Genomic DNA, 25,603 nt, shown 5'->3' on the forward strand with positions numbered 1-25,603 from the left:
GACCACGGGGCAGGCTGCGCCGATAGGCTTTTCGGCGGTGCGGGGCAGGACGACGGCAGGCGCGGGCCGGCAGTGGGCACAGGCGCACGGTGATGGGGGCAATGGTGGCGGACGACGGTTTCGACTTCAGGCCCGGGGCGCAGGTTCCGCTCCAGGGAGGCGGTGGGCAGACCGCCGCGACCAACGCGTTGGCGTCCGCCGCGTACCGCGACGGCAAGCTGGAGGAGATCCTCAAGGCCAACAACGACCTCCACGAGTCGAAGGTCAAGGCCCCGAAGATCTCCCTCTTCGAACCCAACCTGGGCGAGGCCTTCTGCCGCGCGGTCGAGGTACGCACCCTCGGCGCCGGCCGCAAGCCGCTCATCCAGTCCTTCGGCGCCGACCCGCAGACCGTCGTCGAGCACTGCCTGGCGGCCTCCCGCATCCGCAAGGAGCGCGACCGCAAGCTGCGCATGATCGTGCTGGTCTGCGGGGTGATCTTCCTGCCCGGGCTGTTGCTGTGGCTGGGCCTCTTCCAGCTCCGCAAGTCCCTGGGCAAGGGCGAGGGCAAGCGGTCCTGGCTGGTCACCGCCCTGCTCGTGGGCGTCGCCGTCGTGGTGGCGGTGTTGATGTTCCGGTTGCCCTTCACCGGGTTCCTCGGGATATACCTGCGGGCGATGATCATCGCTCCGGCGCTGGGCTGGTTCCTGGCCCGGCGGATCTGCGAGGCCACCGCCGTCGACATGCGTTCCCGCTGGGACGGGCTGCTGGGCGGCGGGGGCGTCGCCGCCAAGATCCCCGAGGCGGTGCCGGGCAACCCCGACGAGAAGGCCCGTGAGGACCTGCGCCACCAACTGGCGAAGCTCACCGCCGAGGACCGCAGCAACTCCGCCTTCTACGCCGGCCCCAAGGGGATCCTCGGCATGGGCACCCGCTGGGGCAGCTGGCAGATGGCCGAGGAGCTGACGCCGAGGACCGAGGGCGCCGACATCCACCCCTTCCGCAGTTGGGACGTCATACGCGCGATCGACACCCAGCTCCGCAAGCTGGAGCGTGGCCCGCTGCACACCGGGGGCTTCCCGACCGCGTCGATCCAGCACTGGATCGTCACCCCGATCGGCGAGGGCGCGGCGGAGGTGGCCCGGCCCACCGGCGAGGACGTGGACACCTTCCTGGTGAAGCCGCACGAGATCACCCGGATCTGCAACGAGCAGCAGTTCAGCGCGGGCAACCGGCACTATCTGGGCATCCAGTACCCGCTCTGGGACGGGCAGCTCGTCATCACGATGCTGGTGACGGTCACGGTGCTCTACAAGACCCTGCGGGTGGACGTCACCGCCCACGCCCTGGGTCCCGTGCACGGTCTGTTCACCACGAAGTCCGCGCCCAAGACGGTCGAGGTGGCCAAGTCCGTCCGCTTCTGGGAGACGGTGGAGCGACAGCTCCCGCTGGTGGACGCGACGGAGGTCGTCCGCCTGGCCGTGCGTGCCTCGCTGACCTGGTACCCGCCGCTCCTGGAGTACTTCGGCGGCAAGCTGATCCTGCCCGAGCCGTTCGGGTTGCGGCACGTGTGGGCCGGTTCGATGTGGCGCCACCGCTTCATGGCGGACGACGCCCTGCGCACCGTGGCTCCGGTCCTGCGGTCGGTGCACACCGCCGCGTTCAAGGTCCTGGAGGAGAACGGCGTCGACACCGACCGCTTCACCAACCGCTCCTCGATCATGAGCGGTCTGATCCAGGAGCCGTCGCCGCGCAAGGCGGACGTCTACGACGCGTAGGCGCGGACGGTACGGCGCGAGGGCGGGCCGGCCGGGCCGGGAGGCGTGGGCCTCCCGGACCGGCCGGCCCTCGCGTCTCAGTCGGTGGGCCAGGCGTCCGCGAGCATCTGACGGGTGTCCGCGAGCAGTTGCGGCAGCACCTTGGTGTGGCCGACGACCGGCATGAAGTTCGTGTCCCCGCCCCAGCGCGGCACGATGTGCTGGTGCAGGTGCGCGGCGATGCCGGCGCCGGCCGCCGCGCCCTGGTTCATGCCGATGTTGAATCCGTGCGCCCCGGACGCCTTGCGCAGGGCGGTCATGGCCCGCTTCGTCAGGTCGGCGAGCTCGGCGGTCTCGGCGGCGTCGAGTTCCGTGTAATCGGCGACGTGCCGGTACGGGACGACCATCAGGTGGCCACCGTTGTACGGGTACAGGTTGAGCACGGCGTAGACGTGCCTGCCCCGGGCGACCACGAGCCCGTCCTCGTCCGACATGTCCGGAATCCCGCAGAAGGGACAGCCGTCCCCGGCCTCCGGACCGGTCGGCTTGTTCTCCCCCTGGATGTAGGCCATCCGGTGGGGCGTCCACAGACGCTGGAACGCGTCCTGCGTGCCCACACCGATCTGCTGCTCCGGCTCAATCGTCATGGGATGCAGCATATGACCTTGCCCGCGCGGGGCGTGTCGCCGGGGCGAAGACGGGTACCTCCGCCCCGATGCTGGGCACATGCACCCCGATGTCGAGCCCCGCGACAAGGCCTGGGAACGCCGGACCGAGCTGCCGCTGTTCTACGCCTCCCTGATCTTCATCGCGGGATACGCGGTCCGCGTACTCGCCCACAAGGCCGATCACCTCTGGCGGGACATCGCCGGACTGATGGTCCTGCTGATGTGGATCTGCTTCATCGTGGACTACGTGGTCCGGATGGTGCTGAGCCGCCGGCGACCGCTCCGCTTCATCCGGCTGCACTGGCTGGACACCCTGGTGGTCATCCTGCCGCTGCTGCGGCCCCTGCGGATGGTCAAGGTCCACGACGCGATCCAGGCCAAGCAGGACCGCCCGCGCCGCGGACTGTACGAGCGGGTGATCACCTATGCCGGGCTCTCGGCGGTCCTGCTCGGCTTCTCCGGGGCGTTGTGCGTCTACCACGAGGAGCGCCTGGCCCCGGACGCCACGATCCGTACCTTCGGGGACTCGCTGTGGTGGGTGTGCCAGACACTGACGACGGTCGGCTACGGGGACATCACCCCGGTGACCCCGGTGGGGCGGCTGATCGCGGTCGGGCTGATGGTCTTCGGTGTGGCCCTGCTGGGCGCGGTGACCGGTTCGTTCTCGTCCTGGCTGATCCAGGTCTTCCGCCGGGAGGACGAGAAGGGGCCCGGGGGGAACGAGAGTTCCCCCCAAGCCCCCTTCTGACCTGCGGCGGGTCGGTCAGACCTGGACGCGGTCCGCGACGACCTTGGCCAGCTTGGCCAGGGCCTCGTCCTTGGCCACGCCGTTCTCCTGCGAACCGTCGCGGTAGCGGAAGGAGACGGTGCCGGCGGCCATGTCCTCGTCACCGACGATGATCATGAACGGGACCTTGAGCTTCTGGTGGTTGCGGATCTTCTTCTGCATCCGGTCCGAGGAGGCGTCCACCTCGACGCGCAACCCCTGCTTCTTCGCCTCGGCGGCGAACTCCTGCAGGTACTCCACGTGTCCGTCGCCGATCGGGATGCCGACGGCCTGGACGGGGGCCAGCCACGGCGGCATGGCGCCCGCGTAGTGCTCCAGCAGCACGGCGAAGAAGCGCTCGATGGAACCGAACAGCGCACGGTGGATCATGACCGGGCGCTGACGGGAGCCGTCGGGGCCGGTGTACTCCAGGTTGAAGCGCTCCGGCAGGTTGAAGTCGAGCTGCACGGTCGACATCTGCCAGGTGCGACCGATCGCGTCACGGCACTGCACGGAGATCTTCGGGCCGTAGAAGGCGGCGCCGCCCGGGTCCGGGACCAGGGGCAGGCCCTGCTTCTCGGCGACCGACTGGAGGACGGCGGTGGCCTCCTCCCAGACCTCGTCCGAGCCGACGAACTTCTCCGGGTCCTTGGTCGACAGCTCCAGGTAGAAGTCGGTCAGACCGTAGTCGCGCAGCAGGTTCAGCACGAAGGTCAGGGTGCGGTCGAGTTCCTCCGCCATCTGCTCCTTGGTGCAGTAGATGTGCGCGTCGTCCTGGGTGAAGCCGCGCGAGCGGGTCAGACCGTGCACCACGCCGGACTTCTCGTACCGGTACACGGTGCCGAACTCGAAGAGGCGCAGCGGCAGTTCACGGTAGGAGCGGCCGCGCGCGTCGAAGATCAGGTTGTGCATCGGGCAGTTCATGGGCTTGAGGTAGTAGTCGGTACCACCGTCGAGCTGCATGGGGGGGTACATGCCCTCCGCGTACCAGTCCAGGTGCCCGCTCTTCTCGAAGAGGGCGCCCTTGGTGGCGTGCGGGGTGTAGACGAACTCGTAGCCCTCTTCCTCGTGGCGCTTGCGCGAGTAGTCCTCCATGGTGCGGCGGATGACGCCGCCCCGCGGGTGGAAGACGGCCAGGCCGGAGCCGATCTCGTCCTGTACGGAGAACAGGTCGAGTTCGGTGCCGAGCCGGCGGTGGTCGCGCTTCTCGGCCTCGGCGAGGAAGTCGAGGTGGGCCTTCAGCTCGTCCTTGGAGGGCCACGCGGTGCCGTAGATGCGCTGGAGCATCGGGTTCTTCTCGCTGCCGCGCCAGTAGGCGGCCGCGTTGCGCATGAGCTTGAAGGCGGGGATGTTGCGGGTGGTGGGCAGGTGGGGACCGCGGCAGAGGTCCTTCCAGCACAGTTCGCCGGTCTTGCCGTCGAGGTTGTCGTAGATGGTCAGCTCGCCGCCGCCCACCTCGACGTTCGCACCGTCGTCGGTCGAGGCCGAACCCTTGATGCCGATGAGTTCCAGCTTGTACGGCTCGTCCGCCAGCTCCTCGCGGGCCGCCTCGTCGGTGACCACGCGGCGGGCGAACTTCTGCCCGCGCTTCTGGATCTCCTGCATCTTCTTCTCGATGGCCTTGAGGTCATCGGGGGTGAAGGGGCGGGCGACGTCGAAGTCGTAGTAGAAGCCGTCGCGGACCGGCGGGCCGATGCCCAGCTTGGCCTCGGGGAACAGCTCCTGCACGGCCTGCGCCATGACGTGCGCGGTCGAGTGGCGCAGGATGTTCAGGCCGTCCTCGGAGGAGATCTCCACCGGTTCGACGGTCTCGCCGTCCTTCACCTCGTACGCGAGGTCCTTCAGCTCCCCCGCGATGCGCGCGGCGACGATGGTGCGCTCGCCGGCGAAGAGCTCGGCCGCCGTAGTGCCCGTGGCCACCACGCGCTCGTCCCGCTCGGAATCGCGTTGGATGATCACACGGACGTCTGACACCGGTCTCTCCTGACTCAGGGGGTGCGCGAGCGAACACTGCGCGCCTGAATCGTACCGAGCCGGGGGGCGCCATCGCTAAACGGTTGTTCGCCGGAGCCGGACGCCCACCTCGGCGGTGACCGGCCGGGGTACCGTTTCGCCGCGTCCCGACCCCCTGGAGCGAACCGTCATGCCGCACGTGCTCGTCCGCCCGCTGGACCTCGACCACGAGCCCACCGCCGCCGCCGTGCACCGCGTCGGTCGGGCCGCGTACGGCGTGGAGGCCGCGCTCATCGGCTTCGACGGCATCCCCGCCCTGCGGGAGAGCCTCGACGAGATGCGGGAGCGGCCGTTGCACTGGATCGGCGCGGTCGCGCGGGACGACGTGATCGCCGGGTTCCTCGCCTGGGAGGACACGGGGGCCGGCGGCGTGTGCGTCGACCGGCTGTGTGTGGATCCGGCCTGGTTCCGCCGGGGCATCGCCTCGCTGCTGTGCGCGCGGCTGCCGGCCGACCGCCCCGTCACCGTCACCACCGGCGCCGCGAACGCGCCCGCCGTGGCCCTGTACGAACGTCTCGGCTTCCTGCGCGGCGAGGACTTCGAGCCCGTCCCGGGGCTGCGGATGGCCTCGTTCTCCCGAGGTCCCGCTCCCCTCGCTCCCCCGATCCGTTGACATCGAAAAGTGTGAGTGGTTTATTACTCACATGAACACGGAACGACGTCGACAGCTCTCCTCTGCCGAGGAACGCCGGGACACGGTGCTGCGCACGGCCATCGGGGCCTTCGCCTCGCGCGGCTACTTCGGCACCACGACCACGGAGGTCGCCAAGGCCGCCGGCATCTCGCAGTCGTACGTCTACCGACTCTTCCCCAACAAGGAGGCGCTGTTCACCGCGGTCGTCGAGCACTGCTTCACCCGGGTGCGGGCCAGCCTGGAGGAGGGCGCGGCGAACGCCGCCGGCAGTGCGCCCGAGACGGTGCTGAGCGCCATGGGCGACGCCTACGCCCACCTGATCGCGGACAAGGACCTGCTGCTCGTCCTCACCCACGCCCAGGCGGCGGCCGTGTCGGAGACCGCGGTCCGCGACGCCGTCCGGGCCGGCTACGCCCGCCTGGTGGAGTACGTGCGCGGCGCCTCGGGCGGCGATGAACCCGAGGTGCAGCGATTCTTCGCGATCGGCATGCTCTGCCACCTGCTGGTGTCGATGGACACGCAGGCCGTGGACGCGCCGTGGACACGGACCCTCTCGGCGGGAGTCCGGCACCACTGACGGCGCCGACGATCGAGGACGAACGACGAGAGCAGGGCGGGCCCCGGGCCCGCCCCGTTTCCGGACCAGAGTGTGAGTGGTCAACCACTCACACTCCTGCAACAGCCCACCACCACCCACCGAACCAGGAGAACCGTCATGACCACGAACAACGCCCGCCCCACCACGATCGACGAGAACGCCCCCGCCGTCGTCCGCCTGGAGACCACCGTCGCGGCCCCCCTCGCCACGGTGTGGGCCCTGCACACCGACATCGCCGGCTGGTCCGACTGGCACACCGGCATCGACCGTGTCGAGTTCGTGGGACCCCTCGCCGCGGGCACCCGCTTCCGCTGGCTCACCCACGGGCTCGACATCACCTCCACCGTCCTCGACGTGACGCCGGGCGAGCGGATCGCCTGGGGCGGCCCCGCCCACGGCATCGACGGAATCCACGTCTGGACCTTCCACGAAAGCGCCGAGGGAGTCACCGTCCGCACCGAGGAGTCCTGGGCCGGCGCCCCCGTCGAGGCACGCCCCGCCGAACTGGAGGCGGCGCTGCGCCAGTCGCTGGAGGAGTGGCTCCACCTCCTCAAGACCACCGCCGAAGCCCACTGAAGGCCACCGAAGCCGACCGAACCCCCACCAGACACAACCCCCTGCGATCAGAGGCCGCTAGTCGTCGGAGGGAAGCACCTCCGAGGGGTCGAAGGCCTCGTCGAGCGACTTCATCAGCCGGTCCCGTTCGACCTCGTCCAGCGGGACCGGCCGCACGTCCACCGCGTCCGTCAGCCTGCGGAACCCGCCCCGCCGCTGGAGCCGCCCGCTGACCCGGACCGGCAGCCCCACCAGGTGGGCGTGGCCGGCGACCCGGTACGACTCCTCGTCCAGGGCGGCCCGTACGTAGGGCACCTCCGCCCCCGACAGCACCCGCAGCCGCACCGTCCCGCCGCCGCCCGCCGCCGAGCGCCGCATCCGGACCACGGCCCCGGCCAACCGGACGGGGATCGCCGGTTCGTCCCGGGTGTACCGGGCGGCCGCCTCGCGCAGCACCGGCAGGTCGCCCGGGGAGAACTCCACCGCCTCCGGTCGGGCCGCGCACCCGGCCGGGACGCCCGCCGCCGGAGCCCAGGCCAACGCGATCCGGGCCCCTTCCGAACCCCGGACGAGGGCGATCAGGGCATCGGCGAGTTCCCGGCTGACGCCGGCCTCCACCGCCGCGTCGAAAGCGTCCATGCCGCCGGTGGCCCGCCGGTAGTCCACCGCCTCGCGGGCGGCGTGCAGCGCGTGGTGGAGCCGGGCGGTGATGCCCCTCCCGCCGTCCACCGGAACGTACGCGGCGAGTCGCCGGCCGCCCGGAGAAGGCCCCACCAGCACTCCGTCCAGGGCCCGTTCGGCCTGTGCCCGGTGACGCGCCCCGTAGTACCCGGCGCGGGCGTGCGCCGCCAGGGCGCCGGCGAGCAGCAGTTGCCGGGCCGCCGAGCGGAGTTGTTCCTGTACGGTCCAGGCCTCCGCGCCCTGCGACGGGTACGTCCCCTCGGGGAACTCCCGTTCCCAGCGGATCTCGTCGCTCGGCACGCTCAACCCGAACAGCACCTCCCGGGCCGAGGGCAGCCCGCTGTGCGCCAGCGCGGCCAACGCCTCGTCCAGCAGGTCCGCGCAGTCGGGGAAGGTCCGGCTCTCGGGGACGAGCAGGCTGGTGCCGGGGTGCCCGGGCGGCGCCCACCTGCCGTACCGACCGGCTGCCCCGCCGCGTCGCAGCCAGCCGTGCCGGTGCAGCAGCGCACCGAGCACGGCGGGGTCGACCTTCGCGGGATCGGGCGTGGCGGCGTCCGCGTACACGGTGGGATCCGGGGGCGTCAGCGGCTCCGGGCGCGGTGAGTACCGTTCCATCAAGGTGTCCCTCCCGACCCGACCCGGGTCATGATCTCGCACAGCGCCCGGTCGTCGAAGATCCGCGTGGTCGGGATCCGTACGGTGGTCCGGCGCCGGCCGGTCACGGGCTGTCCGGCGAGGTTGGTCCAGTAGCAGCAGTGCCGCAGGTCGAGCCGGTCGTGTCCGGCGGCCAACCACTGTTCGCGCTCCCTCGGTACGAGCATCACCACGAGGATCTTGTGGACGGCGACGGGAGTGCGCGCCAGCTTCACGAGGTGCTCGTTGTCGAGGGTGAAGCCGAAGGTGGCCCCGGCCGGCCGGGGCGGTGTCTGGTAGGTCGCCTTCAACTGCACCTTGATGGTGACCTCGTCGTCGACGACGTGCTCGGGGGCGCCGTGACTGACGTGCCAGTCGATGCCGTTGTCCGGGAAGGGCTGGGACAGCGAGCAGCCGGCCGCGGCCGCGACGGCGTGCAGGTATCCCACTTGGAGGGTCTCCATGCAGGCGGTGGTGGCGAGTGTGCCGCGCAACGGTCCGGTTCCCGCGTCCGACCGCGGACCGATCCGCGCCGGTGGCACCCCGAACGGTTCGGGCTGTGTGAGCGCCATGGCCGGCTCCCCATGCCTTCCGGGCTCCGCAGAGTGAGGGTGTCGGGGTGACGACCGGTCATCCGTTCGTTCCCCCAGGGAAGTTGTCTCCGTAGCGGACGGGTCGCAAACGGCGTACGGGGCAAACAGCCCGGGTATCACCGATTCGGGCAAGGGCGGCGTGATCCGGGTGCGCCCCACCTGCCGACCGGGGACGAGGAGTTCGCCATGACACGCTGGTACGAGGGCCCGCTGGCCGCATTCGACACGGAGACCACCGGAGTGGACGTCGAGCAGGATCGGATCGTGTCCGCCGCGCTCGTCGTGCAGGAGTGTGCGGGCGGTCGTGTCCGCTCCACGCGCTGGCTGGTCAATCCCGGTGTCCCGGTACCCCCGGGCGCCACGGAAGTGCACGGTCTGACCGACGAGCACCTCCAGCGCCACGGCCGTTGGCCGGCGCCGGTGGTGGAGGAGATAGCCCGCGCGCTCGCGGAGCAGCAGGTGGCGGGCCGGCCGGTGGTGGTGATGAACGCGCCCTTCGATCTGACGCTGTTGGACCGGGAGTTGCGCCGGCACCGGGCGTCGTCGCTGGGGCGCTATCTGGACAACCGGCCGCTGACGGTGCTGGATCCGCGGGTGTTGGACAAGCACCTGGACCGCTACCGCAAGGGTCGCCGGACGCTGACGGACCTGTGCGAGCACTACGGCATAGAGCTGGAGGGGGCCCACGACGCGTCGGCCGACGCCCTGGCCTCGCTGGAGGTCGTCCGGGCGGTCGGGCGCCGGTTCGCGGGCCGGCTGGAGCGGCTGACACCGGCCGAGCTGCACACGCTGCAGGCGGTGTGGCACGCGGCGCAGGCGCGGGGACTCCAGGCCTGGTTCGCCCGCCAGGGCACTCCCGAATCGGTTGATCCGCACTGGCCGCTGCGACCGGAACTGGGGGCCGCGGCCTGAGGGCCGGGAATGCGGAAGGCCGGTCCGTCAGTGACGGACCGGCCTGTCCCGGTGGGCGATACTGGGATCGAACCAGTGACCCCTTCGGTGTGAACGAAGTGCTCTCCCGCTGAGCTAATCGCCCGGGAACGGACTGAACAATACAAGAGCCTCGGGGTCTGTTCAAACCGCTTCCGGTCGGGCCTCGCGCCGGCCGCTCGCGGCACCCGATCCCCGTTCCGCCCCCGTTCCGCGCACCGGGTGTACTCAGGCGGATCTGAGTACGCACGCCGATGTTCCGGCGGCGTGACGGGCACCACACTCCGAGCATGAACACGCCCCTGTCGCCCGCCGAGGAACTGGCGCTCATCGACGGCGAACTCGCCCTGCTCGACGCCCGTCGCGCCCATCTGACGGCCCGCCGTGACTGGTTGCTGCGACTGCCTCCGATCCCGTGGCCGTCGGCGCCCGTACCGCCCTCGCTCCCGGCCAAGGACGCCTCGGGGCGCGGCGCGCAGAACGTGCTGCTGACGTTGGGCGCCGTGCTGCTCTCGGTGGCCGCGCTCGCCTTCACCCTCGTCAGCTGGGGCTCCCTCGGCATCGCCGGGCGCGCCGCGGCGTTGGCCGTGGTGACGGTGGGGGCGCTCGTCGCGCCGCAGCCGCTGCTGCGTCGCGGACTGCGGTCCACGGCCGAGTCGGTCGCCGCGCTGGGGCTGTTGCTGACGGTGCTGGACGCGTACGCGGTGCACGCCGTCGGGATGTCGACGGTCGACGGCACGGCGTACGCGGCGGGGGCGGCCGGTGTCCTGGCGGCGCTCTGGGCCGGGTACGGGTTCGCGTTGCCCGGGCTTCGACTGCCGCTGCCCGTCGCCGTGGCGGCGGCGCAGTTCCCGCTGCCGCTGGCGGCGCTCGCCTCCGCGGCGGACCCGGTGGGGCTCGGTTGGGCGCTGCTGGCGACGGCCGCGCTCGACCTGGTCGCGGCGATGACGGTGCCCCGGGCGCAGGCCGCGTGGCCGGCGGGGGCCGCGCTGGGCGTGGCCGCGCTGGCAGTCGGGTTCGCGGAGTCGGCGGCCGGCCCGGGCGCGTCGGCTCCGGCGCTGTTGCTCGCGGCGGGTGCGGCGCTCGGCGTGGCGGTGGCCTGGCGGGTGCCGGGGGCCTCCGCGGCGGCGCTCGCGGGCGGTCTGGCCGCGGTCGTGGCGGTGGCCGGCCCGCTCTCCCCGGGGTGGGACACGGGCTGGGCGGTGCCGGCGCACCTGGCGGTGGCCCTGGCGCTGACCCTGCCGGCGGCGGTGGGGGCGGCCTCGGTACCGGGGGCGGTGCGGCGTGGCCTGGCCCGCGCGGGGCTGGGTGTGACGGCGGTGGCGGCGTTCTGGGCCCTGGCGTCGGTGGTCCCGGTGCTTGCGGCCCGGCTGCGGGTGCTCGGCGAGGTGTGGGCGGCGACGACCCCGGAGGTGGACCGGCCCGCCACGGGCGCGGCGGTGGCGGTGACGCTGCTGGTGACGGCGGGCGCGGCCGCCACGGCGGCCCGGCTGCTCCCGCCCCGGCCCGAGCCCGGGGTGCTCGCGGCGGTCCTGGGCTGGGCCGGGCTGTTCACGGCTCCGGTGCTGCTCGGGTTCCCGGTGGCGGCCGTGCTCGCGGCGCAACTGTCGGTGACGGTGGTCGCGGGGGCGCTCGCGCTGCGGCCCCGGCCCGGGGGTTCAGGCCTGGGGATCGCGGCCGCCGGGTGCGCGCTCCTGGGGGCCGGGAACGTGGCTGTGGGGGCGCTGGACGGCCGGTCGGCCACGGTCCTGGCGCTCGGGGCCCTGACGGCCGCCGGCGCGGCGGGAGCGGCGTACCGGCCCGGGCCCGGGTGGGCGCGGGCCGGGGCCGCGGTGCTCACCGTCGGCTGGGCCACGGCCCTGGTGGTGGCCCTGTGCGCGCTGTCGGACCTCGCGGTCGTGTGGTGGGCGCCGCCGCTGTCGGCCGTGGCCGCCGCGGTGGTCGCGCTCGGCCCCCGGTGGGGCGCCGTACGGGTTCCCGCCGAGGCCGCGTCGATCGCCCCGGTGGTGCTCGCCCTGGCGTTGGCGGCCCCCGACCGGTCCGCGCTTGCTCTGGCGCTGGCCCTGGCCGGGGTGGTCTGCGCGACCGCGGCGGTCCGTGCGGACCGGCGCCGGCTGGGCTGGGCGGCCTGGGCGCTGTTCGTGGCCGCGACCTGGGTCCGGCTGAGCGCGTCCGGGGTGGCCTGGCCGGAGGCGTACACGCTGCCCGTCACGCTCCCGGCGCTGGTGGTGGGCTTCGTACGGCGGCGGCGAGATCCGGCCGCCTCGTCCTGGACGGCGTACGGGCCCGGACTGGCGGCGACCCTGCTGCCCGCCCTGATCGCGGCCTGGGGCGACCCGCACTGGCAGCGACCGCTGCTGCTGGGGCTCGCGTCGCTGGCCCTCACCCTGCTCGGCGCCCACCGGCGGCTCCGGGCGCCGCTCCTGCTGGGCGGCGCGACGCTCGCGGCGGTGGCCCTGCACGAGTTGGCCCCCTACGTGGTCCAGGCCGTCGGCGCGCTGCCCAGGTGGCTGCCGCCGGCGCTGGCGGGCCTGTTGCTGCTGGCGGTGGGGGCGACGTACGAAGCGCGGTTGCGCGACGCCCGTCGACTGCGGGCCGCGTTCGGCCGGCTGGGGTGACACCCCCGGGAAACGCCGAAGGCCCGGAGACGGTGAAGTCTCCGGGCCTCTGGTCCGGGTGGGCGATACTGGGTTCGAACCAGTGACCCCTTCGGTGTGAACGAAGTGCTCTCCCACTGAGCTAATCGCCCGGACGCACCGCAAACATTACCGCATGTCAGCGGTGCTCCCCGCCATCAGGGAAGGATCACTGGTCCTTGATGTTCCACGGCAGCATCAGGCCGTACTTCCACAGGTAGAAGCCGACCAGCACGCCGGCGATCACGAGGCCGACGCTGGTCAGGATGATGTTGCGGCGGCGCACCCTCGGGTCGAGGGCCTTCTGCGCCGCCTCGGCCACCTTGCGCTTCGTCCAGCGCAGCACGACCTGCGCCCAGGCGAACTCGGTGCCCCAGATGAACAGGCCGGCGAAGATCGCGACCCAGCCCGGGCCCGGCAGGACGAGCATCGCCACACCGGCGGCGATGACGGCCAGGCCGACGATGAAAACGCCGACCTGCCAGCTCAGGTGCAGACTGCGCCGGGCCTTGACGAAGGCCGGCGCCCTCGACACGTGCGGCTGCTCGTCCGGTTCCGTCGCACTGGTCGCGGACTCATGGGTCTCGCGGTCACTCCCCGTATTCATGGCACCGAATCTACCCGAGCCGGATACACGCGTGAACGGTGGTTTGGATCCGCCGTTCGAGGGACCCAGAGGTCCGCAAAACGGTCAGAGGGGTTTACAACGGCACCGTAGGTGGCATGTCGATTTCGCCGACGTGCGAATCCCCGAGCGCACACTGAGCGAAAGGCCCTGGCGCTTATGAACACCACGGTCAGCTGCGAGCTGCACCTGCGCCTCGTTGTGTCGAGCGAGTCCTCACTGCCTGTTCCCGCGGGCCTGCGGTATGACACGGCCGACCCCTACGCCGTGCACGCCACCTTCCACACCGGCGCCGAGGAGACGGTCGAATGGGTATTCGCCCGCGACCTCCTCGCCGAGGGCCTCCACCGGCCCACCGGTACCGGCGACGTCCGCGTCTGGCCGTCCCGCAGCCACGGTCAGGGCGTCGTCTGCATCGCCCTGAGCTCACCGGAGGGAGAAGCGCTGCTCGAAGCACCCGCCCGAGCACTCGAGTCGTTCCTCAAGCGGACGGACGCCGCGGTCCCACCCGGGACCGAGCACCGGCACTTCGACCTCGACAAGGAGCTCTCCCACATCCTGGCCGAAAGCTGAGCCAGGCTCCCACCGGCGCGACACCGTCCGACTCGGGGCGACGGTGCGCGTCGGACAACCACATACGGCCGTGCCGGCGCTGTTCTCGCGGAAGCCAACCGCGAGGGCGGCGCCGGTGCGCTTCGCGGAGGACCCGCTAGAGTCGGCCCCCAAGTGACGGCAGGCCCGTCGTCGCAGGCCCGCCCTCCAGGGAGACCTCGTGCAGATCCCCCACGACACCCGTCGCGCGCTCGACGTCGTCGTCGCGCTGGTGAACACCGCGGCCGAGCCCGGCCGCGCGGACGGGCTGTCGGACCTGGGCGCACTGCGCGGTTTCGTCCGCGAGTACGCGATCAGCGACGTCGGCGAGCTCGGCGCCCGTGACCTGTCCGGGGTGCGCGCGGTGCGCGGCAAGTTCGCCCGCGTGTTCGCGGCACCGACCTCGCGCGCGGCCGCGACGCAGATCAACGAACTGGTGGCCACGGCGGGCACCACCCCACGCCTGACCGACCACGACGGCTACGACTGGCACGTGCACTACTTCGCGCCGGGCGCCTCGCTGGGTGACCACCTGGCCGCGGACGGCGGCATGGCGCTGGCGTTCATCGTGGTCTCCGGCGAGGAGGAGCGGCTGCGCCGCTGCGAGGCCCCCGACTGCCGGCGCGCCTTCGTGGACCTGTCCCGGAACCGGTCGCGCCGCTACTGCGACAGCCGGACCTGCGGAAACCGCCTGCACGTGGCGGCGTACCGGGCGCGCCGCAAGGAAGCCGACGCGCACGATTCAGAGCAGGAAGAGGTCGTGCATGGCGGCGAGCAGCAGCAGGGTTCCGATCACCCCTAGGAAGATCATCAAGGGCGGCTGGGAGAGCGCGTAGAGACAACCGCGTGCTTCGGGGGCGACGGGGGCCTCGGCGACGGGGGCGGGAGCCTGCGGCTCACCCTGCGATGTGTCGAGCATGTCGGGGCGATGATCGCGCAGCGCACCCCGATTCGGCGATCAACACGCCAACGAACACGCGGGAGTTCGTCAGTTCCCGTCCGTTCGCACACGCGTCCCCGGGCGCCCGCCGGATTCAGATTCCGTGCTTCTTGAGGATCGCCTCGATGTCGGAGAAGTCGTCCGCGGGCGCCGCCGGGGTCCGGCCCGCGGCAGGTCGGGGCGCACCGGCGCCGAGGGAGGGCGCGGAGGCGTTCGGGGCGACGGCCTCGGGTGCCTGGCGCCCCTTGGTCGCCCTGGGCTCCTTCGGCGGCTTCCCGCCCTTGGCGAGCGCACGGCGTTCGACGGCGCGGGTGGTCATGAAGAGCAGCCAGGACAGGCCCAGGAGCCCGAAGCCGATCCAGACGGACGGCTTGAAGACCATCCCGGACACCCACTCCACGACGCCCGTCAGCACCAGGCCCACCGGGACCAGCGAGTAGGCGGCGATCCGGGTGGCGGCCAGGAAGCGCTTGCGGTAGGCCGTCACCGCGGCCAAGCCCAGGCCCGCCGCGGACACCGCGGAACATATGGTCTCGGCAAGCATGCTGTCCTCCAGGGCAGAGCTGTCTGTCAGGCTTGGGCGTTCTGTCCCTATCCATCCTGCACCGGGCGACCCCGCCGAGGCCACGCCCGGAACGGATCCCGCACTGATCTCCGGGACATCTCCGGGTCGCACCTCCTCCCCGGGTACCGGTGGGTGGGGGTGCTCGGAGGCCCGGACACTGCTGGGAGACTGTGCCCATGACCGATTCCCACGCCTCCGCCTCCGCCTCCGCTCCCGCCCCCGTCGTCCTGGAGGTGTGGTGCGAGCTCCAGTGCCCCGACTGCCACGCCGCCCTGGACGACGTGCGCGCTCTGCGGGCCCGTTACGGCGACCGGCTGGACATCGTGCTGCGCCACTTCCCGCTGGAGAAGCACAAGCACGCCTTCGCCGCCGCGCAGGCCGCCGAGGAGGCCGTGGAGCAGGGCCAGGGCTGGCCGTACGCGGAGGCCGTACTGGCCCGCACCGCGGAACTCGCCCGGGTCGGGGAGCCCGTCCTGCTGGACGTGGCACGCGAACTCGGACTGGACGTCGAGGAGTTCGACACCGCCCTGGTCGACGGGCGGCACATCCTGATCGTCGACGCCGACCAGGCCGAGGGCAAGGCGATCGGCGTGACCGGCACACCGACGTACGTGATCGGTGGCGAACGCCTCGACGGCGGCAAGAGCCAGGACGGTCTTCGCGCCCGCATCGAGGAGATCGCCGACCGCCTGCTGGCCCGGTGACCGGTCCCTCGCTCAGATCAGGTCCTTGGCGAGGTTGAAGCGGGTCGCGCGGTAGCCGAGGGATTCATAGAGCCGTCGGGCCGGGGTGTTGGTGGTGAAGACGTGCAGCCCCAGGGTCCGTTGGCCGTCGGCGACGGCGACGCGTTCGGCGAGCAGCATCAGGTCCCGGCCGTGGCCGCGCCCACGGTGCTCCTCGACCACCTCCACGTCGAAGACGTACGCTCCCCCGTCGCGCCGCGCGACCCACAGCGTCCCCACACTGGCACCGCCCGCCTCCAGGACGGACAGTGAGACGCCCGGACTGGCCAGTCCCCGGGGCAGGTCGGCGTCGTGGTCGGCCTCCGACTTGGCGGCCGCGGCCTGCGGGGACATGCCGCGCTCGACCCAGAGCGCGGCGTAGCTCGCGCGGGCCAGGGTCTCCCACGCCTCGTACTCGGCCGGCGTCATGGGCCGGCCGGTCACCCCCTCGCGCGCGGCGGGCGGTTCGGCGGGGAGTTCCTTGACCATGTTGCGGCCGTACTCGACGTACCCGAGGGTCTCGGCCAACCGCTGCCCGCCCGCCGAGTCGGGCGACACCGAGACGCGGACCCGGCGGCAGCCCCAGCCCCGCAGTACCTCCTCCGCGGCGAGTGCCGCGACGGTGGCCCGACCCCGCCGGCGGTCGGGCTCGTCGACGGCGAGGTCGCGGATCTCTCCGACGGTGGGCCCGAAGGGACTGTCCGTGGCGATCGTCAGCGCGCCGACGCGCCTGCTGTTGACGCGGATCTCGTACGGGCGCGAGCGCACGCCCCCGTCGCTCTGCTGAAGCGGCCCGCTCGGCCGCAGGGTGGTGGTCATCGTCGAGTTCTACCCGCCGTGCGGCCTCCGCGACAGTGCCCGTCCCCGACGGGGCCGCGGGTCGGCGCCCGCCGGCGGCTTCGGCTACGGATCGAGGTCCGCGCCCGCCTGCTCGTCGAAGATCCGCATCGCACGGGCGGTGACCGGCCCGGGGGCCGCGAGGTCCCGCCCGTCGATCCGGTGGACGGCCTGCACGTCGCGCAGGGTCGAGGTCAGGAACACCTCCTCGGCGTGCTCCAGGGCGTCGAGGGGCAGGTCGGTCTCCTGGGCACCGATCCATCGCGCGGTCAGGGCCCGGGTGATGCCGGCGAGGCAACCCGAGGAGACCGGCGGGGTGTGCGCCTGTCCGTCGAGGACCACGAAGACGTTGGAGCCGGTGCCCTCGCAGAGCCGTCCCACGGTGTTGCCGAACAGGGCCTCGCTGGCCCCGGCCGCGTGCGCGCGGGCGAGCGCCACCACGTTCTCGGCGTACGAGGTGGTCTTCAGCCCGGTCACGGCCGAGCGCTCGTTGCGCACCCACGCAACGGTGATGACGGCGGTGGTGTCCGGGCGGCGGGTCGTCGGGCCGACCGCCACGACCAGGGTGGGACCTGCCTCGCCGCGATCGGACCCGAGCGGGGACACCCCGCCGGTGTAGGTGATCCGCAGCCGGCCGAGCGGCATCGGGTTGGACTTCAGCACCTCGGCGCAGGCCCGGCGCACCTCGTCGAGGTCGGGGTCGGGCAGGCCGAGGCCACGCGCCGAGCGGGTCAGCCGGTCCAGGTGCCGGGTGAGCGCGAAGGGTTGCCCCTCGCTCGCCCGGAGCGTCTCGAAGACGCCGTCCCCCACGGTCAGTCCGTGGTCCAGCACCGACACCTTCGCGTCGTCCACGTCCCGCAATGTGCCGCCGAGCCAGATCTTCACCGCACGCTCCCCGCGCTCAGCCCGTGCTTCTCGGGCGTGCCGGAGGCGACGCCGAGCAGCCGGGCGGCCTTCAATTCCGTTTCCGCCCATTCCCGGTCCGGGTCGGACCCCCAGGTGATCCCCGCGCCGGTGCCGAAGCACAGGCGGGGTCCGCCCGCTGCCGCGCGGTCGATCCAGAAGGTCCGGATGCCGACGGCCAGCTCGGCGGTGCCCTGATCGGCGTCGACCCACCCGATGCCGCCACAGTAGGGGCCGCGCGGGGCGGTCTCCAGCTCTTCGATGATCCGCAGCGCGGAGGATTTGGGGGCGCCGGTCACCGAGCCGGGCGGGAAGGTCGCCCCGAGCAGCTCGGCCCAGCCCGCGCCCTCGGCGAGTTCACCGCTGACGGTGGACACGAGGTGGACCAGCCCGGGATGCTCCTCGACCTCGCACAGGGCGGGGACGGCCACGGAGCCGGTCGCACAGACGCGGCCGAGGTCGTTGCGCACGAGGTCCACGATCATCACGTTCTCGGCGTGGTCCTTGGGGAGCAGGTCGGCCACCGTCCGGCCGGTGCCCTTGATCGGGCCCGATTCCACGTGGCGTCCGCTGCGGCGCAGGTAGAGCTCGGGCGAGGCGGTCGCGATCTCGACGCCGCGCGCCGGCAGCCGAATCGTTCCTGCGTAGGGCGCCGGATTACCGCGCGCGAGCAGTGCGGTGAGGGCGTCGACATCGGCGGTGGCCGCGTCGGGCAGTGGCGCCGACATCACCCGGCACAGGTTCGCCTGGTAGACCTCCCCCTGCGCGATGTACTCGCGCACACGCCGGACGCCGGCCAGGTACGCGGCGCGGTCGAGCGAGGACACCCAGCCGTCGGCGGCGGGACCGCGCCAGGCGCCGGGCACCGGCGCGGGAACGGGGTCGGGGCGTACGTCGCCGAACCGCGCGCAGACCAGTCGCCCCTCGAAGTCGGCGGCCACGGCCCAGAAGCCGGTGGAGTCGAGGGCGGAGGGGTCGCTGGTGACATCGCGGAGATCGGTCGCGAGGCGGCCGCCGAAGCGGGCCAGGGGGGGCAGGTCGTGCACGGCTGCGAGTCTATGACCGGTGACGGGATCCCGCCGGTGAGGTGACGGCCGGGTGACCGGTGGTGATCGACCGGCAGCACGCTGCGGAAACGCGTTTTTGAGCTGGCCCGGGAATCCGCTAGAGTTCAACACGTCGCCAGGGAGCGAAGGGGCAACACCCCGGACCAAACACGGTGACCTGCGGACGTAGCTCAGTTGGTAGAGCACCACCTTGCCAAGGTGGATGTCGCGAGTTCGAGTCTCGTCGTCCGCTCGAAGTGGGGGATCATCTTCCCGAGAACCCCCGCGGCTCCATGGTGGAGTGGCCGAGAGGCGAGGCAACGGCCTGCAAAGCCGTCTACACGGGTTCAAATCCCGTCTCCACCTCCAAGGACGATTAGCTCAGCGGGAGAGCGCTTCCCTGACACGGAAGAGGTCACTGGTTCAATCCCAGTATCGTCCACTGATCCGCAAGGATCCCCGCGCGATTAGCTCAGCGGGAGAGCGCTTCCCTGACACGGAAGAGGTCACTGGTTCAATCCCAGTATCGCGCACGCAGTACCATCGCAACACGTGCTTTAATTGCGGCCATCAAGCCGTTCCCGCGCGATTAGCTCAGCGGGAGAGCGCTTCCCTGACACGGAAGAGGTCACTGGTTCAATCCCAGTATCGCGCACCATCCGGAAGCCCCGACCGTCTCGACGGTCGGGGCTTCCGCGTTGTCGTGGCGGGTGCGCCGCAGGGGGCGCCGGCCGGTCGGGACCCGTGTGCGTACCGGGCCCCGTACGCGGCGGCGCGGGTCAGGAGGAGAACAGCATCCGGCCGAAGCCGCCTCGGTGGTGCTTGCCGTGCCCGTGGCCGTGGCCGTAGCCGCCGTGCTGTTGCGGGGCGCCCCAGGCCGGCGCCGGTGCGGGAGCTCCGTGCTGGGCGGCCGGGTAGGGGGCGGGCGGCGCGGCGGGCGGCGGGACCTGGCCGTACTGCTGGGAGGTGTACTGCGACTCCAGGCGGGTCAGCGCCTCCAGCTCGCCGTAGTCGAGGAAGATGCCGCGACAGCCGCTGCACTGCTCGATCTGGACGCCGTTGCGGTTGTAGGTGTGCATCATCGCGTGACACTTCGGACACTGCATGACCGGATCAACTCCTCGCCGTGTACGTCGCCACCGGAGGGGTGCCCCGGTGGCGTGGGGCTCACCCTACGACGGAGGCTGCGGCTCCAACTCGGGCGGGAGGGCGGAAATTCGGGCACAGGCGTCCAGCATCAGCCGCTCCCCCTCGTCGAGGTCCCGGTTCCCGGCCGCCGCCTTGGCCAGGGCGAGGGCGGCGGTCTGTACGGTCAGGGCCCGGGCGACGACGTCGAGTTCCGGCCAGGGGTCGGTGCCGGGGGGACCGGCGGCGGGCCCCCCGGCGGCCCGGTAGGCGTCGAGGAAGCACAGCCAGTCCTCCGGGGCGAGCAGGCCGGCGGCGTACCAGGCCGCGGGACGGGCCAGGTCCCAGGCGGGGACGCCGACTCCGAGGTCGTCGACGTCGATGAGCCGCCAGGCGCCGTCCGGTGCCGGGCAGCGCACCAGTTGCCCGAGGTGCAGGTCCCCGTGGCACAGCACCCCGCCGCGGGGCGGCTCCCCCGCCCCGCGCGCCCACCCGGGCAGGGTCCGCGCGGCGTTCCGCACGACCCGGGCGTCGGCGGGACCCGGGACGCCCCCGGGAACCCGCGGCGCGTCGTCGGGCAGGGCCTCGGCGAGGCGGCGCAGGGCGCGGGCGACCTTGGCGGGGCCGCGCATCGGCGGGACCGGTCCGGGGAGCGTGTGCACGGGGACGCGGTGGAGGGCCGCCAGGAGTCGGGCGACCGCCTCCCACGGGGCGTCCTCGGGGCGCGCGGGATCCACCGGAACTCCGTACGGCCACAGCGAGACGGGGCGCCGAAGGACGTGGCCGGCCTCCACCGACAGCGGCGGCAGCAACACCTCGGCCAGCGCCCGCTCCCCCGCGATCCGCATCCGTACGGCGAGACCACCCCGGTCGGTGTCCTCGGCGTGCGCCTTGACCACGGCGGCGCCGCAGCGCACGACGGTGCCGTCGTCCCGGTCGGCGAGGAGGACGTACGGGTGGGGCGGGGTGCCGGGCCACACGGTCGAGGCGTACGCGGCGAGGGCCGCGGGCAGGCCCGCCGGCCGGTCGTTCAGCGAAACCATGCGGTCGTCCCGTCGACGTGGAGCAGGAAGTCCGTCACCGGACCCGAGGGGGAGACGAGGGTCAGCGTCCGCGCGATGGGGGCGTACGCGGCGTCGAACCGGGCGTCGTGGACCTCGGCGGCCATCACCTCCCGGACGGCGTCGAACCACGGCTTCACCTCGGCGAAGGCGGGCTCGGCGGTGAAGCGGCCGTACATCCGGGGGAAGTCGGTGTCCTCGACGGTGATCGTGCCGAGCAGCACGTCCTCGCGCATCAGGCGCCAGGTGGTGTCGTCCTGGGTCATGGTGGCCGGCTCCGGTGTCGCCCCGCCGTCGCCGGGCGCGACCGCGGTCCCAGGAGGAGGTTACGGACTCGGGTGCGGGTGTGGGCGTCCGGAGCGAGCCCGTGTCCCGCTCGTCGGCGGGGCCGGTCGCGTGAACGTCGCGGGGTGCCGCGCGGGACGACGCGTGACCGGGCGCGTGAGTGGGCGCGTGAAAAAGGGTGCTGCCCGTCCGACTCCCCAGCCGTACGGGCAGCACCCTTCACCTGCCGTCCGTCCGTCGCGCCCCCGTCCCCACGGGGTTCGACAGGCCGATGTCCCGGCCCGGGCCGCTCTCCCGGACCCGGGGCGCCGCTCAGCGCCCCAGCATCGCGCCCACGGACGACGCCTGTGCCGCCACCTGGTCGAATCCTCCGAAGACGAAGAGCAGGACGGCGGCCAGGGGAAGGACCATGGCCGCGGCCACCAGCGGGTGCCGCTTGCCGGACTCATGGCCGTTGAACGCGAATGCCTTGCGTCCCTGCCGTGCGATGTCCGCCATGGCCCTCTCCCTGTCGTTTGGCAGCGGCGGGCTTGTGACCTCGGGGGACGAGTGCGCCACCCGCCGCTTGTCTTCAACACTAGGCGGCCGTCGGGCGTCTGGCCTCATGCCTCCGTACCCATTGGCAGGCCTCCAGGAGGATGACGGGGTCACCCCCGGACTACTCCCCTGGGTGGAGACCGGCGGTCCGTCGTGAGGGTCATCCCGGAGGGGATGACCGGAGGGTAGTGACTTCGCTCACTTCCGTCACTCCCCGCACACGCGTGTCCTCCCGCGTGGTGTGGATCAAGCCGGCGGCGACTCCGCGCGTGATCGGCTCCGGCACGGCCGCCGGATCGGCCCGGTACGGGGCCAATCCCCTTGCGGGTAGGGCTGTTTGGACATCCGGCGGCCCATCGGACGAAGAACCGGCACTTCACCTGAACAACCCTCAAGTGGCTTGCCCCGCACTGACAATCGAATCTCCCGGCGAGGGCGCGGCCTCTGAGCGCCGATGGCGGATGGTCCGTAAGCTGTGGCACGTCAGCAGGACGACCGGGCGGCGGGGTGGACATGGCGATGATGCGGCTCCGGCGCGAGGACCCGCGTGTCGTCGGCTCGTTCAGGCTGCACCGGCGGCTCGGCGCCGGCGGCATGGGCGTGGTCTACCTGGGATCCGACCGGCGTGGGCAGCGTGTCGCGCTCAAGGTCATCCGGCCGGATCTGGCCGAGGACCAGGAGTTCCGCTCCCGTTTCGCCCGCGAGGTGTCCGCCGCGCGGCGGATCCGGGGCGGGTGCACGGCGCGGCTGGTCGCCGCCGACCTGGAGGCCGAGCGGCCCTGGTTCGCGACCCAGTACGTGCCGGGGCCCTCCCTCCACGACAAGGTGGCCGAGGAGGGCCCGCTCACGGCCGTGCAGATCGCCGCCATCGGCGCCGCGCTGTCGGAGGGCCTGGTCGCCGTGCACGAGGCCGGCGTCGTCCACCGGGACCTCAAGCCCTCGAACATTCTTCTGTCCCCCAAGGGGCCGCGGATCATCGACTTCGGGATCGCGTGGGCCACCGGGGCGAGCACCCTCACCCATGTGGGCACCGCGGTCGGCTCCCCCGGCTTCCTCGCGCCCGAGCAGGTGCGCGGGGCGGCCGTCACGCCCGCGACCGACGTGTTCTCCCTCGGCGCCACCCTCGCCTACGCGGCGACCGCCGACTCGCCCTTCGGGCACGGCAGTTCCGAGGTCATGTTGTACCGGGTGGTGCACGAGGAGCCCCACCTCCAGGGGGTTCCGGACGCGCTCGCGCCCCTCGTGCGCGCCTGCCTCGCCAAGGATCCCGAGGAACGGCCGAGCACGCTCCAGCTGTCGATGCGCCTGAAGGAGATCGCGGCGCGCGAGGCGCAGGGGCTGGGCGAGGCCCGGCCGCCGGCGCAGCGCCGTACCGAGCGGTCGCCCGCCGAGGAGTACGTCGACCAGCGGACCGAGCGCACGGGCGGCAACACGATCCCCCGGGCGACGGGGCCGCACAGCGGACCGCACTCGCGGCCCTCGTCACCCCACAACCCGGGCTCCACGGCGGGCCGTACGGGCGGGCGGCCGGCGCCGCGGACGACCGGGACGGGGCGGCGGCCGTCGCGGCCGGACCCGAAGCTGATGCGGCAGCGGCTGATCGTGTTCATCGTGGTGACGCTGGTCGTGGCGCTGGGGATCGCCGCCGCACAGAAGCTGTAGCGGGGTCCCGCGGAGCCTCGGCCCGGCGGGACCGGGCGCTACGCCTGCGGGGACGCGGGCGGGCGGGTCGCGTAGAAGGCGACGGCGGAGGCCGCCGCCACGTTGAGCGAGTCGATGCCCTCGGCCATGGGGATGCGCACCCACTCGTCGGCGGCCCGCAGGGCGTACGTCGACAGGCCGTGCCCCTCCGAACCGAGCATGATCGCGGAGCGCGCGAACCGCTCCGGCGGCACCTGGTCCAGCGGGGTGGCCTTCTCGCTCGGCGTCATGGCGAGGATCCGGTAGCCCGCTTCGCGGACCTTCTCCAGGTCGGCGGGCCACTGGTCCAGGCGTGCGTACGGCACCGAGAAGACCGAGCCCATCGAGACCTTGATGGCACGCCGGTACAGCGGGTCCGCGCAGTCCGGGGACAGCAGTATGGCGCTGATGCCGAGGGCGGCGGCGCTGCGGAACGCGGCGCCCAGGTTGGCGTGGTCGACGAATCCCTCGAACACGCCGATCCGCTGCCCCGTCGACTCCTGCGCGAGCAGTTCCTCGGCGGTGGGCAGCGGCTTGCGCTGCATCGAGGCGAGGGCGCCGCGGTGCACGTGGTAGCCGGTGACGCGTTCGGCGAGCTCGGGGGTGACCGCGTAGACGGGGGCCGGGAGTTCGTCGATGACGTCGCGCATGACGTCGACCCACTTGGCGGACAACAGCATCGAACGCATCTCGTACCCGGCGTCCTTGGCCCGTCTGATGACCTTCTCGCCCTCGGCGATGAAGAGGCCTTCGGCGGGTTCTCGCCGACGTCTCAGTTCGACGTCGGTCAGGCCCGTGTAGTCGCGCAGGCGGGGGTCTTCGGGGTCTTCGACGGTGATGAGATCTGCCACAGGGTGATACTGCCTTGTCCTGGGTGTGCTGCCAACGGCCCGGTCAGGCGCTGGGGGTGTGAACCGCGACGACCGCGCCGATCACGATGACCGCGGGCGGGCGGATCTCCTCGGCGCGCACCGTCTCCCCGACCGTGGCGAGGGTGGCGTCGACCCGGCGTTGGGCGGCGGTGGTGCCCTCCTGGACGACCGCGACGGGGGTGTCGGAGGGGCGGCCGTGGCGGATCAGGGCCTCGGCGATCAGGCCGATCTTGTCGACGCCCATGAGGATCACCAGGGTGCCGGTGAGCTTGGCGAGGGAGGCCCAGTCCACGAGCGAGCGGGGGTCGTCGGGGCCGACGTGGCCGCTGACGACGGTGAACTCGTGTGCCACGCCGCGGTGGGTGACCGGGATGCCGGCCGCGCCGGGGACGGAGATGGAGCTGGAGATGCCCGGCACGACGGTGCACGGGATGCCGGCCTCCGCGAGGGCCTGGAGTTCCTCCATGCCGCGGCCGAAGACGTACGGGTCCCCGCCCTTGAGCCGGACCACGGCCTTGCCTGCCTTGGCGTGCTCCACGAGGGCGTTGTTGATGGCCTCCTGGGCCATGAACCGGCCGTACGGGATCTTCGCGGCGTCGATGACCTCGACGTGCGGGGGCAGTTCGTCGAGCAGGTCGCGGGGGCCGAGCCGGTCGGCGATGACCACGTCGGCCTCGGCGAGCAGCCGGCGACCGCGCACGGTGATCAGGTCGGGGTCGCCGGGGCCGCCGCCGACGAGTGCCACGCCGGGGGCGGACCGGTGGCGGTGACCGGGGGCGGCGAGGGTGCCCTCGCGCAGGCCCTCCACGATCGCGTCGCGGACGGAGGCGGAGCGGCGGGGGTCGTTGCCGGTCAGCACGGCGACGGTGACGCCCTCGACGCGGCCGGTGGCCGGGGTCCAGGCGGTGGCCGCGGAGGCGTCGTCGGCGCGCACGCACCAGACGCGCTCGCGCTCGGCCTCGGCGGAGACCCGCTCGTTGTCCTCGCGGTTCTGGGTGGCGATCAGGGCGTACCAGGCGCCTGCGAGGTCGCCGTCCTGGTAGCGGCGGCGCTCCCAGCGGATCTCGCCGGTCTCCGCCATGGCGTCCACGGAGGGCGTGGCGGACGGGGAGACGAGCAGGATGTCGGCCCCGGCGGCGATGAGCGCGGGGAGGCGTCGTTGGGCGACTTGGCCACCGCCGATGACGACGACGCGGCGGCCGGCCAGGCGGAGTCCTACGGGGTAGGCGGGATGTGCCATGGCGGTGCGGCTCCTGATGCGGCGGGGTGAGGGCCGCTGCGGCGCTGAAGCGGCTGGTGGGGCGGGGTGTGGTGTGCCCGGGTCCACGATACGACCCGGTCGCCGACCGGTCCTTCCGGGGGCCGGTGCCC

At 72.6% G+C, this 25,603-nt stretch carries 26 protein-coding genes, 7 tRNA genes and 1 pseudogene; 16 read left to right on the top strand and 18 right to left on the bottom strand.

Going from position 1 to position 25,603, the window contains the following annotated elements; translation table 11 throughout:
- Positions 1-92: 92 nt before the first annotated feature.
- Entirely contained in the window at positions 93-1,757 is a 1,665-nt protein-coding gene (locus tag ACQEVM_RS23965; RefSeq protein WP_433082262.1) for a hypothetical protein, read from the top strand.
- A 77-nt stretch (positions 1,758-1,834) separates the two neighbouring features.
- On the opposite strand, the gene ACQEVM_RS23970 is transcribed toward ACQEVM_RS23965, so the two are convergent.
- Positions 1,835-2,395: an HIT family protein gene (locus ACQEVM_RS23970; protein ID WP_053676661.1), complete on the bottom strand. Its 561-nt coding sequence runs from the start codon at positions 2,393-2,395 to the stop codon at positions 1,835-1,837.
- 67 nt (positions 2,396-2,462) lie between these two features.
- On the opposite strand from ACQEVM_RS23970, the gene ACQEVM_RS23975 reads away from it, so the two are divergent.
- Positions 2,463-3,152: a potassium channel family protein gene (locus ACQEVM_RS23975; RefSeq protein ID WP_433082265.1), complete on the top strand. Its 690-nt coding sequence runs from the start codon at positions 2,463-2,465 to the stop codon at positions 3,150-3,152.
- 15 nt (positions 3,153-3,167) lie between these two features.
- Here the strand turns inward: ACQEVM_RS23975 and thrS are convergent, their stop codons facing one another.
- Positions 3,168-5,144 (bottom strand): threonine--tRNA ligase, encoded by a 1,977-nt coding sequence (gene thrS, locus ACQEVM_RS23980; RefSeq protein ID WP_053676663.1) that lies wholly within the window; start codon positions 5,142-5,144, stop codon positions 3,168-3,170.
- A gap of 169 nt (positions 5,145-5,313) precedes the next feature.
- Here thrS and ACQEVM_RS23985 point away from each other — a divergent pair, with 169 nt between their 5' ends.
- The 3 genes from ACQEVM_RS23985 (at position 5,314) to ACQEVM_RS23995 (ending at position 6,991) form a co-directional block, all read left to right on the top strand.
- A complete protein-coding gene (locus ACQEVM_RS23985) occupies positions 5,314-5,796 on the top strand; it encodes a GNAT family N-acetyltransferase (RefSeq protein WP_433082268.1) in 483 nt (160 codons plus the stop codon).
- 31 nt (positions 5,797-5,827) lie between these two features.
- Positions 5,828-6,394, top strand: coding sequence for a TetR/AcrR family transcriptional regulator (locus tag ACQEVM_RS23990; RefSeq protein ID WP_433082270.1), 567 nt, complete (start codon positions 5,828-5,830; stop codon positions 6,392-6,394).
- A 138-nt stretch (positions 6,395-6,532) separates the two neighbouring features.
- Positions 6,533-6,991 carry an SRPBCC family protein gene (locus ACQEVM_RS23995; RefSeq protein ID WP_433082272.1) on the top strand — a complete coding sequence of 153 codons (459 nt, stop codon included), beginning with the start codon at positions 6,533-6,535 and terminating at the stop codon, positions 6,989-6,991.
- A gap of 57 nt (positions 6,992-7,048) precedes the next feature.
- Here ACQEVM_RS23995 and ACQEVM_RS24000 read toward each other — a convergent pair whose 3' ends face one another.
- A complete protein-coding gene (locus tag ACQEVM_RS24000; RefSeq protein WP_433082274.1) occupies positions 7,049-8,266 on the bottom strand; it encodes a hypothetical protein in 1,218 nt (405 codons plus the stop codon).
- Positions 8,266-8,856, bottom strand: a complete 591-nt coding sequence (locus ACQEVM_RS24005; RefSeq protein ID WP_433082276.1) for a DUF4365 domain-containing protein — start codon at positions 8,854-8,856, stop codon at positions 8,266-8,268. Before ACQEVM_RS24005 ends, ACQEVM_RS24000 begins: the two co-directional genes overlap by 1 nt.
- A gap of 207 nt (positions 8,857-9,063) precedes the next feature.
- Between ACQEVM_RS24005 and ACQEVM_RS24010 the strand changes: the two genes are divergently transcribed.
- Complete coding sequence (locus tag ACQEVM_RS24010; RefSeq protein WP_053684397.1) at positions 9,064-9,789, top strand: 3'-5' exonuclease; 726 nt, start codon at positions 9,064-9,066, stop codon at positions 9,787-9,789.
- Positions 9,790-9,841: 52 nt separating this feature from the next.
- Here ACQEVM_RS24010 and ACQEVM_RS24015 read toward each other — a convergent pair.
- Positions 9,842-9,913 (bottom strand) — tRNA-Val (locus tag ACQEVM_RS24015).
- Positions 9,914-10,097: 184 nt separating this feature from the next.
- Here ACQEVM_RS24015 and ACQEVM_RS24020 point away from each other — a divergent pair.
- Positions 10,098-12,425 (top strand): SCO7613 C-terminal domain-containing membrane protein, encoded by a 2,328-nt coding sequence (locus ACQEVM_RS24020; RefSeq protein ID WP_433082279.1) that lies wholly within the window; start codon positions 10,098-10,100, stop codon positions 12,423-12,425.
- A 59-nt stretch (positions 12,426-12,484) separates the two neighbouring features.
- Here the strand turns inward: ACQEVM_RS24020 and ACQEVM_RS24025 are convergent.
- Positions 12,485-12,556, bottom strand: a tRNA-Val gene (locus ACQEVM_RS24025).
- A gap of 56 nt (positions 12,557-12,612) precedes the next feature.
- On the bottom strand, positions 12,613-13,050 hold the full coding sequence (locus ACQEVM_RS24030) for a TIGR02611 family protein (RefSeq protein ID WP_433082281.1): 438 nt from the start codon (positions 13,048-13,050) through the stop codon (positions 12,613-12,615).
- A 177-nt stretch (positions 13,051-13,227) separates the two neighbouring features.
- Here ACQEVM_RS24030 and ACQEVM_RS24035 point away from each other — a divergent pair, with 177 nt between their 5' ends.
- The gene (locus tag ACQEVM_RS24035; protein WP_030011909.1) at positions 13,228-13,641 is read left to right on the top strand and encodes an SsgA family sporulation/cell division regulator; all 414 of its coding nucleotides are present in this window, start codon (positions 13,228-13,230) and stop codon (positions 13,639-13,641) included.
- Positions 13,642-13,840: 199 nt separating this feature from the next.
- Entirely contained in the window at positions 13,841-14,461 is a 621-nt protein-coding gene (locus tag ACQEVM_RS24040) for a CGNR zinc finger domain-containing protein (protein WP_433082283.1), read from the top strand.
- On the opposite strand, the gene ACQEVM_RS24045 is transcribed toward ACQEVM_RS24040, so the two are convergent.
- Together ACQEVM_RS24045 and ACQEVM_RS24050 are read right to left on the bottom strand one after the other, a co-directional pair.
- Positions 14,402-14,578, bottom strand: a complete 177-nt coding sequence (locus ACQEVM_RS24045; RefSeq protein WP_433082285.1) for a hypothetical protein — start codon at positions 14,576-14,578, stop codon at positions 14,402-14,404. The genes ACQEVM_RS24040 and ACQEVM_RS24045 overlap by 60 nt on opposite strands.
- Positions 14,579-14,693: 115 nt before the next feature.
- Positions 14,694-15,143, bottom strand: coding sequence for a hypothetical protein (locus ACQEVM_RS24050; RefSeq protein WP_433082287.1), 450 nt, complete (start codon positions 15,141-15,143; stop codon positions 14,694-14,696).
- A 197-nt stretch (positions 15,144-15,340) separates the two neighbouring features.
- Between ACQEVM_RS24050 and ACQEVM_RS24055 the strand changes: the two genes are divergently transcribed.
- Positions 15,341-15,868 carry a DsbA family protein gene (locus ACQEVM_RS24055; RefSeq protein WP_433082289.1) on the top strand — a complete coding sequence of 176 codons (528 nt, stop codon included), beginning with the start codon at positions 15,341-15,343 and terminating at the stop codon, positions 15,866-15,868.
- 12 nt (positions 15,869-15,880) lie between these two features.
- Here the strand turns inward: ACQEVM_RS24055 and ACQEVM_RS24060 are convergent, their stop codons facing one another.
- The 3 genes from ACQEVM_RS24060 to ACQEVM_RS24070 form a co-directional block, all read right to left on the bottom strand.
- Complete coding sequence (locus ACQEVM_RS24060) at positions 15,881-16,705, bottom strand: GNAT family N-acetyltransferase (protein WP_433082291.1); 825 nt, start codon at positions 16,703-16,705, stop codon at positions 15,881-15,883.
- Between the two features lie 84 nt (positions 16,706-16,789).
- Positions 16,790-17,608, bottom strand: coding sequence for an aminotransferase class IV (locus tag ACQEVM_RS24065; RefSeq protein ID WP_433082293.1), 819 nt, complete (start codon positions 17,606-17,608; stop codon positions 16,790-16,792).
- Complete coding sequence (locus tag ACQEVM_RS24070) at positions 17,605-18,672, bottom strand: chorismate-binding protein (protein ID WP_433082295.1); 1,068 nt, start codon at positions 18,670-18,672, stop codon at positions 17,605-17,607. Before ACQEVM_RS24070 ends, ACQEVM_RS24065 begins: the two co-directional genes overlap by 4 nt.
- Before the next feature lie 180 nt (positions 18,673-18,852).
- On the opposite strand from ACQEVM_RS24070, the gene ACQEVM_RS24075 reads away from it, so the two are divergent.
- The 5 genes from ACQEVM_RS24075 to ACQEVM_RS24095 all read left to right on the top strand — a co-directional run bounded on the left by ACQEVM_RS24075 (position 18,853) and on the right by ACQEVM_RS24095 (position 19,330).
- Positions 18,853-18,925 (top strand) — tRNA-Gly (locus ACQEVM_RS24075).
- Between the two features lie 42 nt (positions 18,926-18,967).
- Positions 18,968-19,041: transfer RNA gene (locus ACQEVM_RS24080), tRNA-Cys, on the top strand.
- A 1-nt stretch (position 19,042) separates the two neighbouring features.
- A tRNA-Val gene (locus ACQEVM_RS24085) sits at positions 19,043-19,114 on the top strand.
- Between the two features lie 19 nt (positions 19,115-19,133).
- Positions 19,134-19,205 (top strand) — tRNA-Val (locus ACQEVM_RS24090).
- 50 nt (positions 19,206-19,255) lie between these two features.
- Positions 19,256-19,330 (top strand) — tRNA-Val (locus ACQEVM_RS24095).
- A 121-nt stretch (positions 19,331-19,451) separates the two neighbouring features.
- Here ACQEVM_RS24095 and ACQEVM_RS24100 read toward each other — a convergent pair.
- The 4 genes from ACQEVM_RS24100 to ACQEVM_RS24115 form a co-directional block, all read right to left on the bottom strand.
- On the bottom strand, positions 19,452-19,778 hold the full coding sequence (locus ACQEVM_RS24100) for a zf-TFIIB domain-containing protein (RefSeq protein WP_351760867.1): 327 nt from the start codon (positions 19,776-19,778) through the stop codon (positions 19,452-19,454).
- A gap of 66 nt (positions 19,779-19,844) precedes the next feature.
- Positions 19,845-20,840, bottom strand: coding sequence for a phosphotransferase (locus tag ACQEVM_RS24105; protein ID WP_433082297.1), 996 nt, complete (start codon positions 20,838-20,840; stop codon positions 19,845-19,847).
- The gene (locus ACQEVM_RS24110; RefSeq protein ID WP_433082299.1) at positions 20,828-21,124 is read right to left on the bottom strand and encodes a hypothetical protein; all 297 of its coding nucleotides are present in this window, start codon (positions 21,122-21,124) and stop codon (positions 20,828-20,830) included. The genes ACQEVM_RS24105 and ACQEVM_RS24110 overlap by 13 nt, the downstream gene beginning before the upstream one ends.
- Positions 21,125-21,455: 331 nt before the next feature.
- Entirely contained in the window at positions 21,456-21,641 is a 186-nt protein-coding gene (locus ACQEVM_RS24115; RefSeq protein WP_053684373.1) for a hypothetical protein, read from the bottom strand.
- Positions 21,642-22,187: 546 nt separating this feature from the next.
- Here ACQEVM_RS24115 and ACQEVM_RS24120 point away from each other — a divergent pair.
- A pseudogene (locus ACQEVM_RS24120) lies at positions 22,188-23,448 on the top strand (serine/threonine-protein kinase).
- Here the strand turns inward: ACQEVM_RS24120 and ACQEVM_RS24125 are convergent.
- Both ACQEVM_RS24125 and cobA read right to left on the bottom strand, forming a co-directional pair.
- Entirely contained in the window at positions 23,381-24,211 is an 831-nt protein-coding gene (locus ACQEVM_RS24125; protein WP_433082301.1) for a TrmH family RNA methyltransferase, read from the bottom strand. The pseudogene ACQEVM_RS24120 and the gene ACQEVM_RS24125 overlap by 68 nt on opposite strands.
- Before the next feature lie 43 nt (positions 24,212-24,254).
- Entirely contained in the window at positions 24,255-25,472 is a 1,218-nt protein-coding gene (gene cobA / locus ACQEVM_RS24130; protein ID WP_433082303.1) for a uroporphyrinogen-III C-methyltransferase, read from the bottom strand.
- Between the last annotated feature and the right edge of the window lie 131 nt (positions 25,473-25,603).

The sequence above is a fragment of the Streptomyces sp. CA-243310 genome (genome assembly GCF_050936775.1).
Taxonomy (GTDB): Bacteria; Actinomycetota; Actinomycetes; order Streptomycetales; family Streptomycetaceae; genus Streptomyces.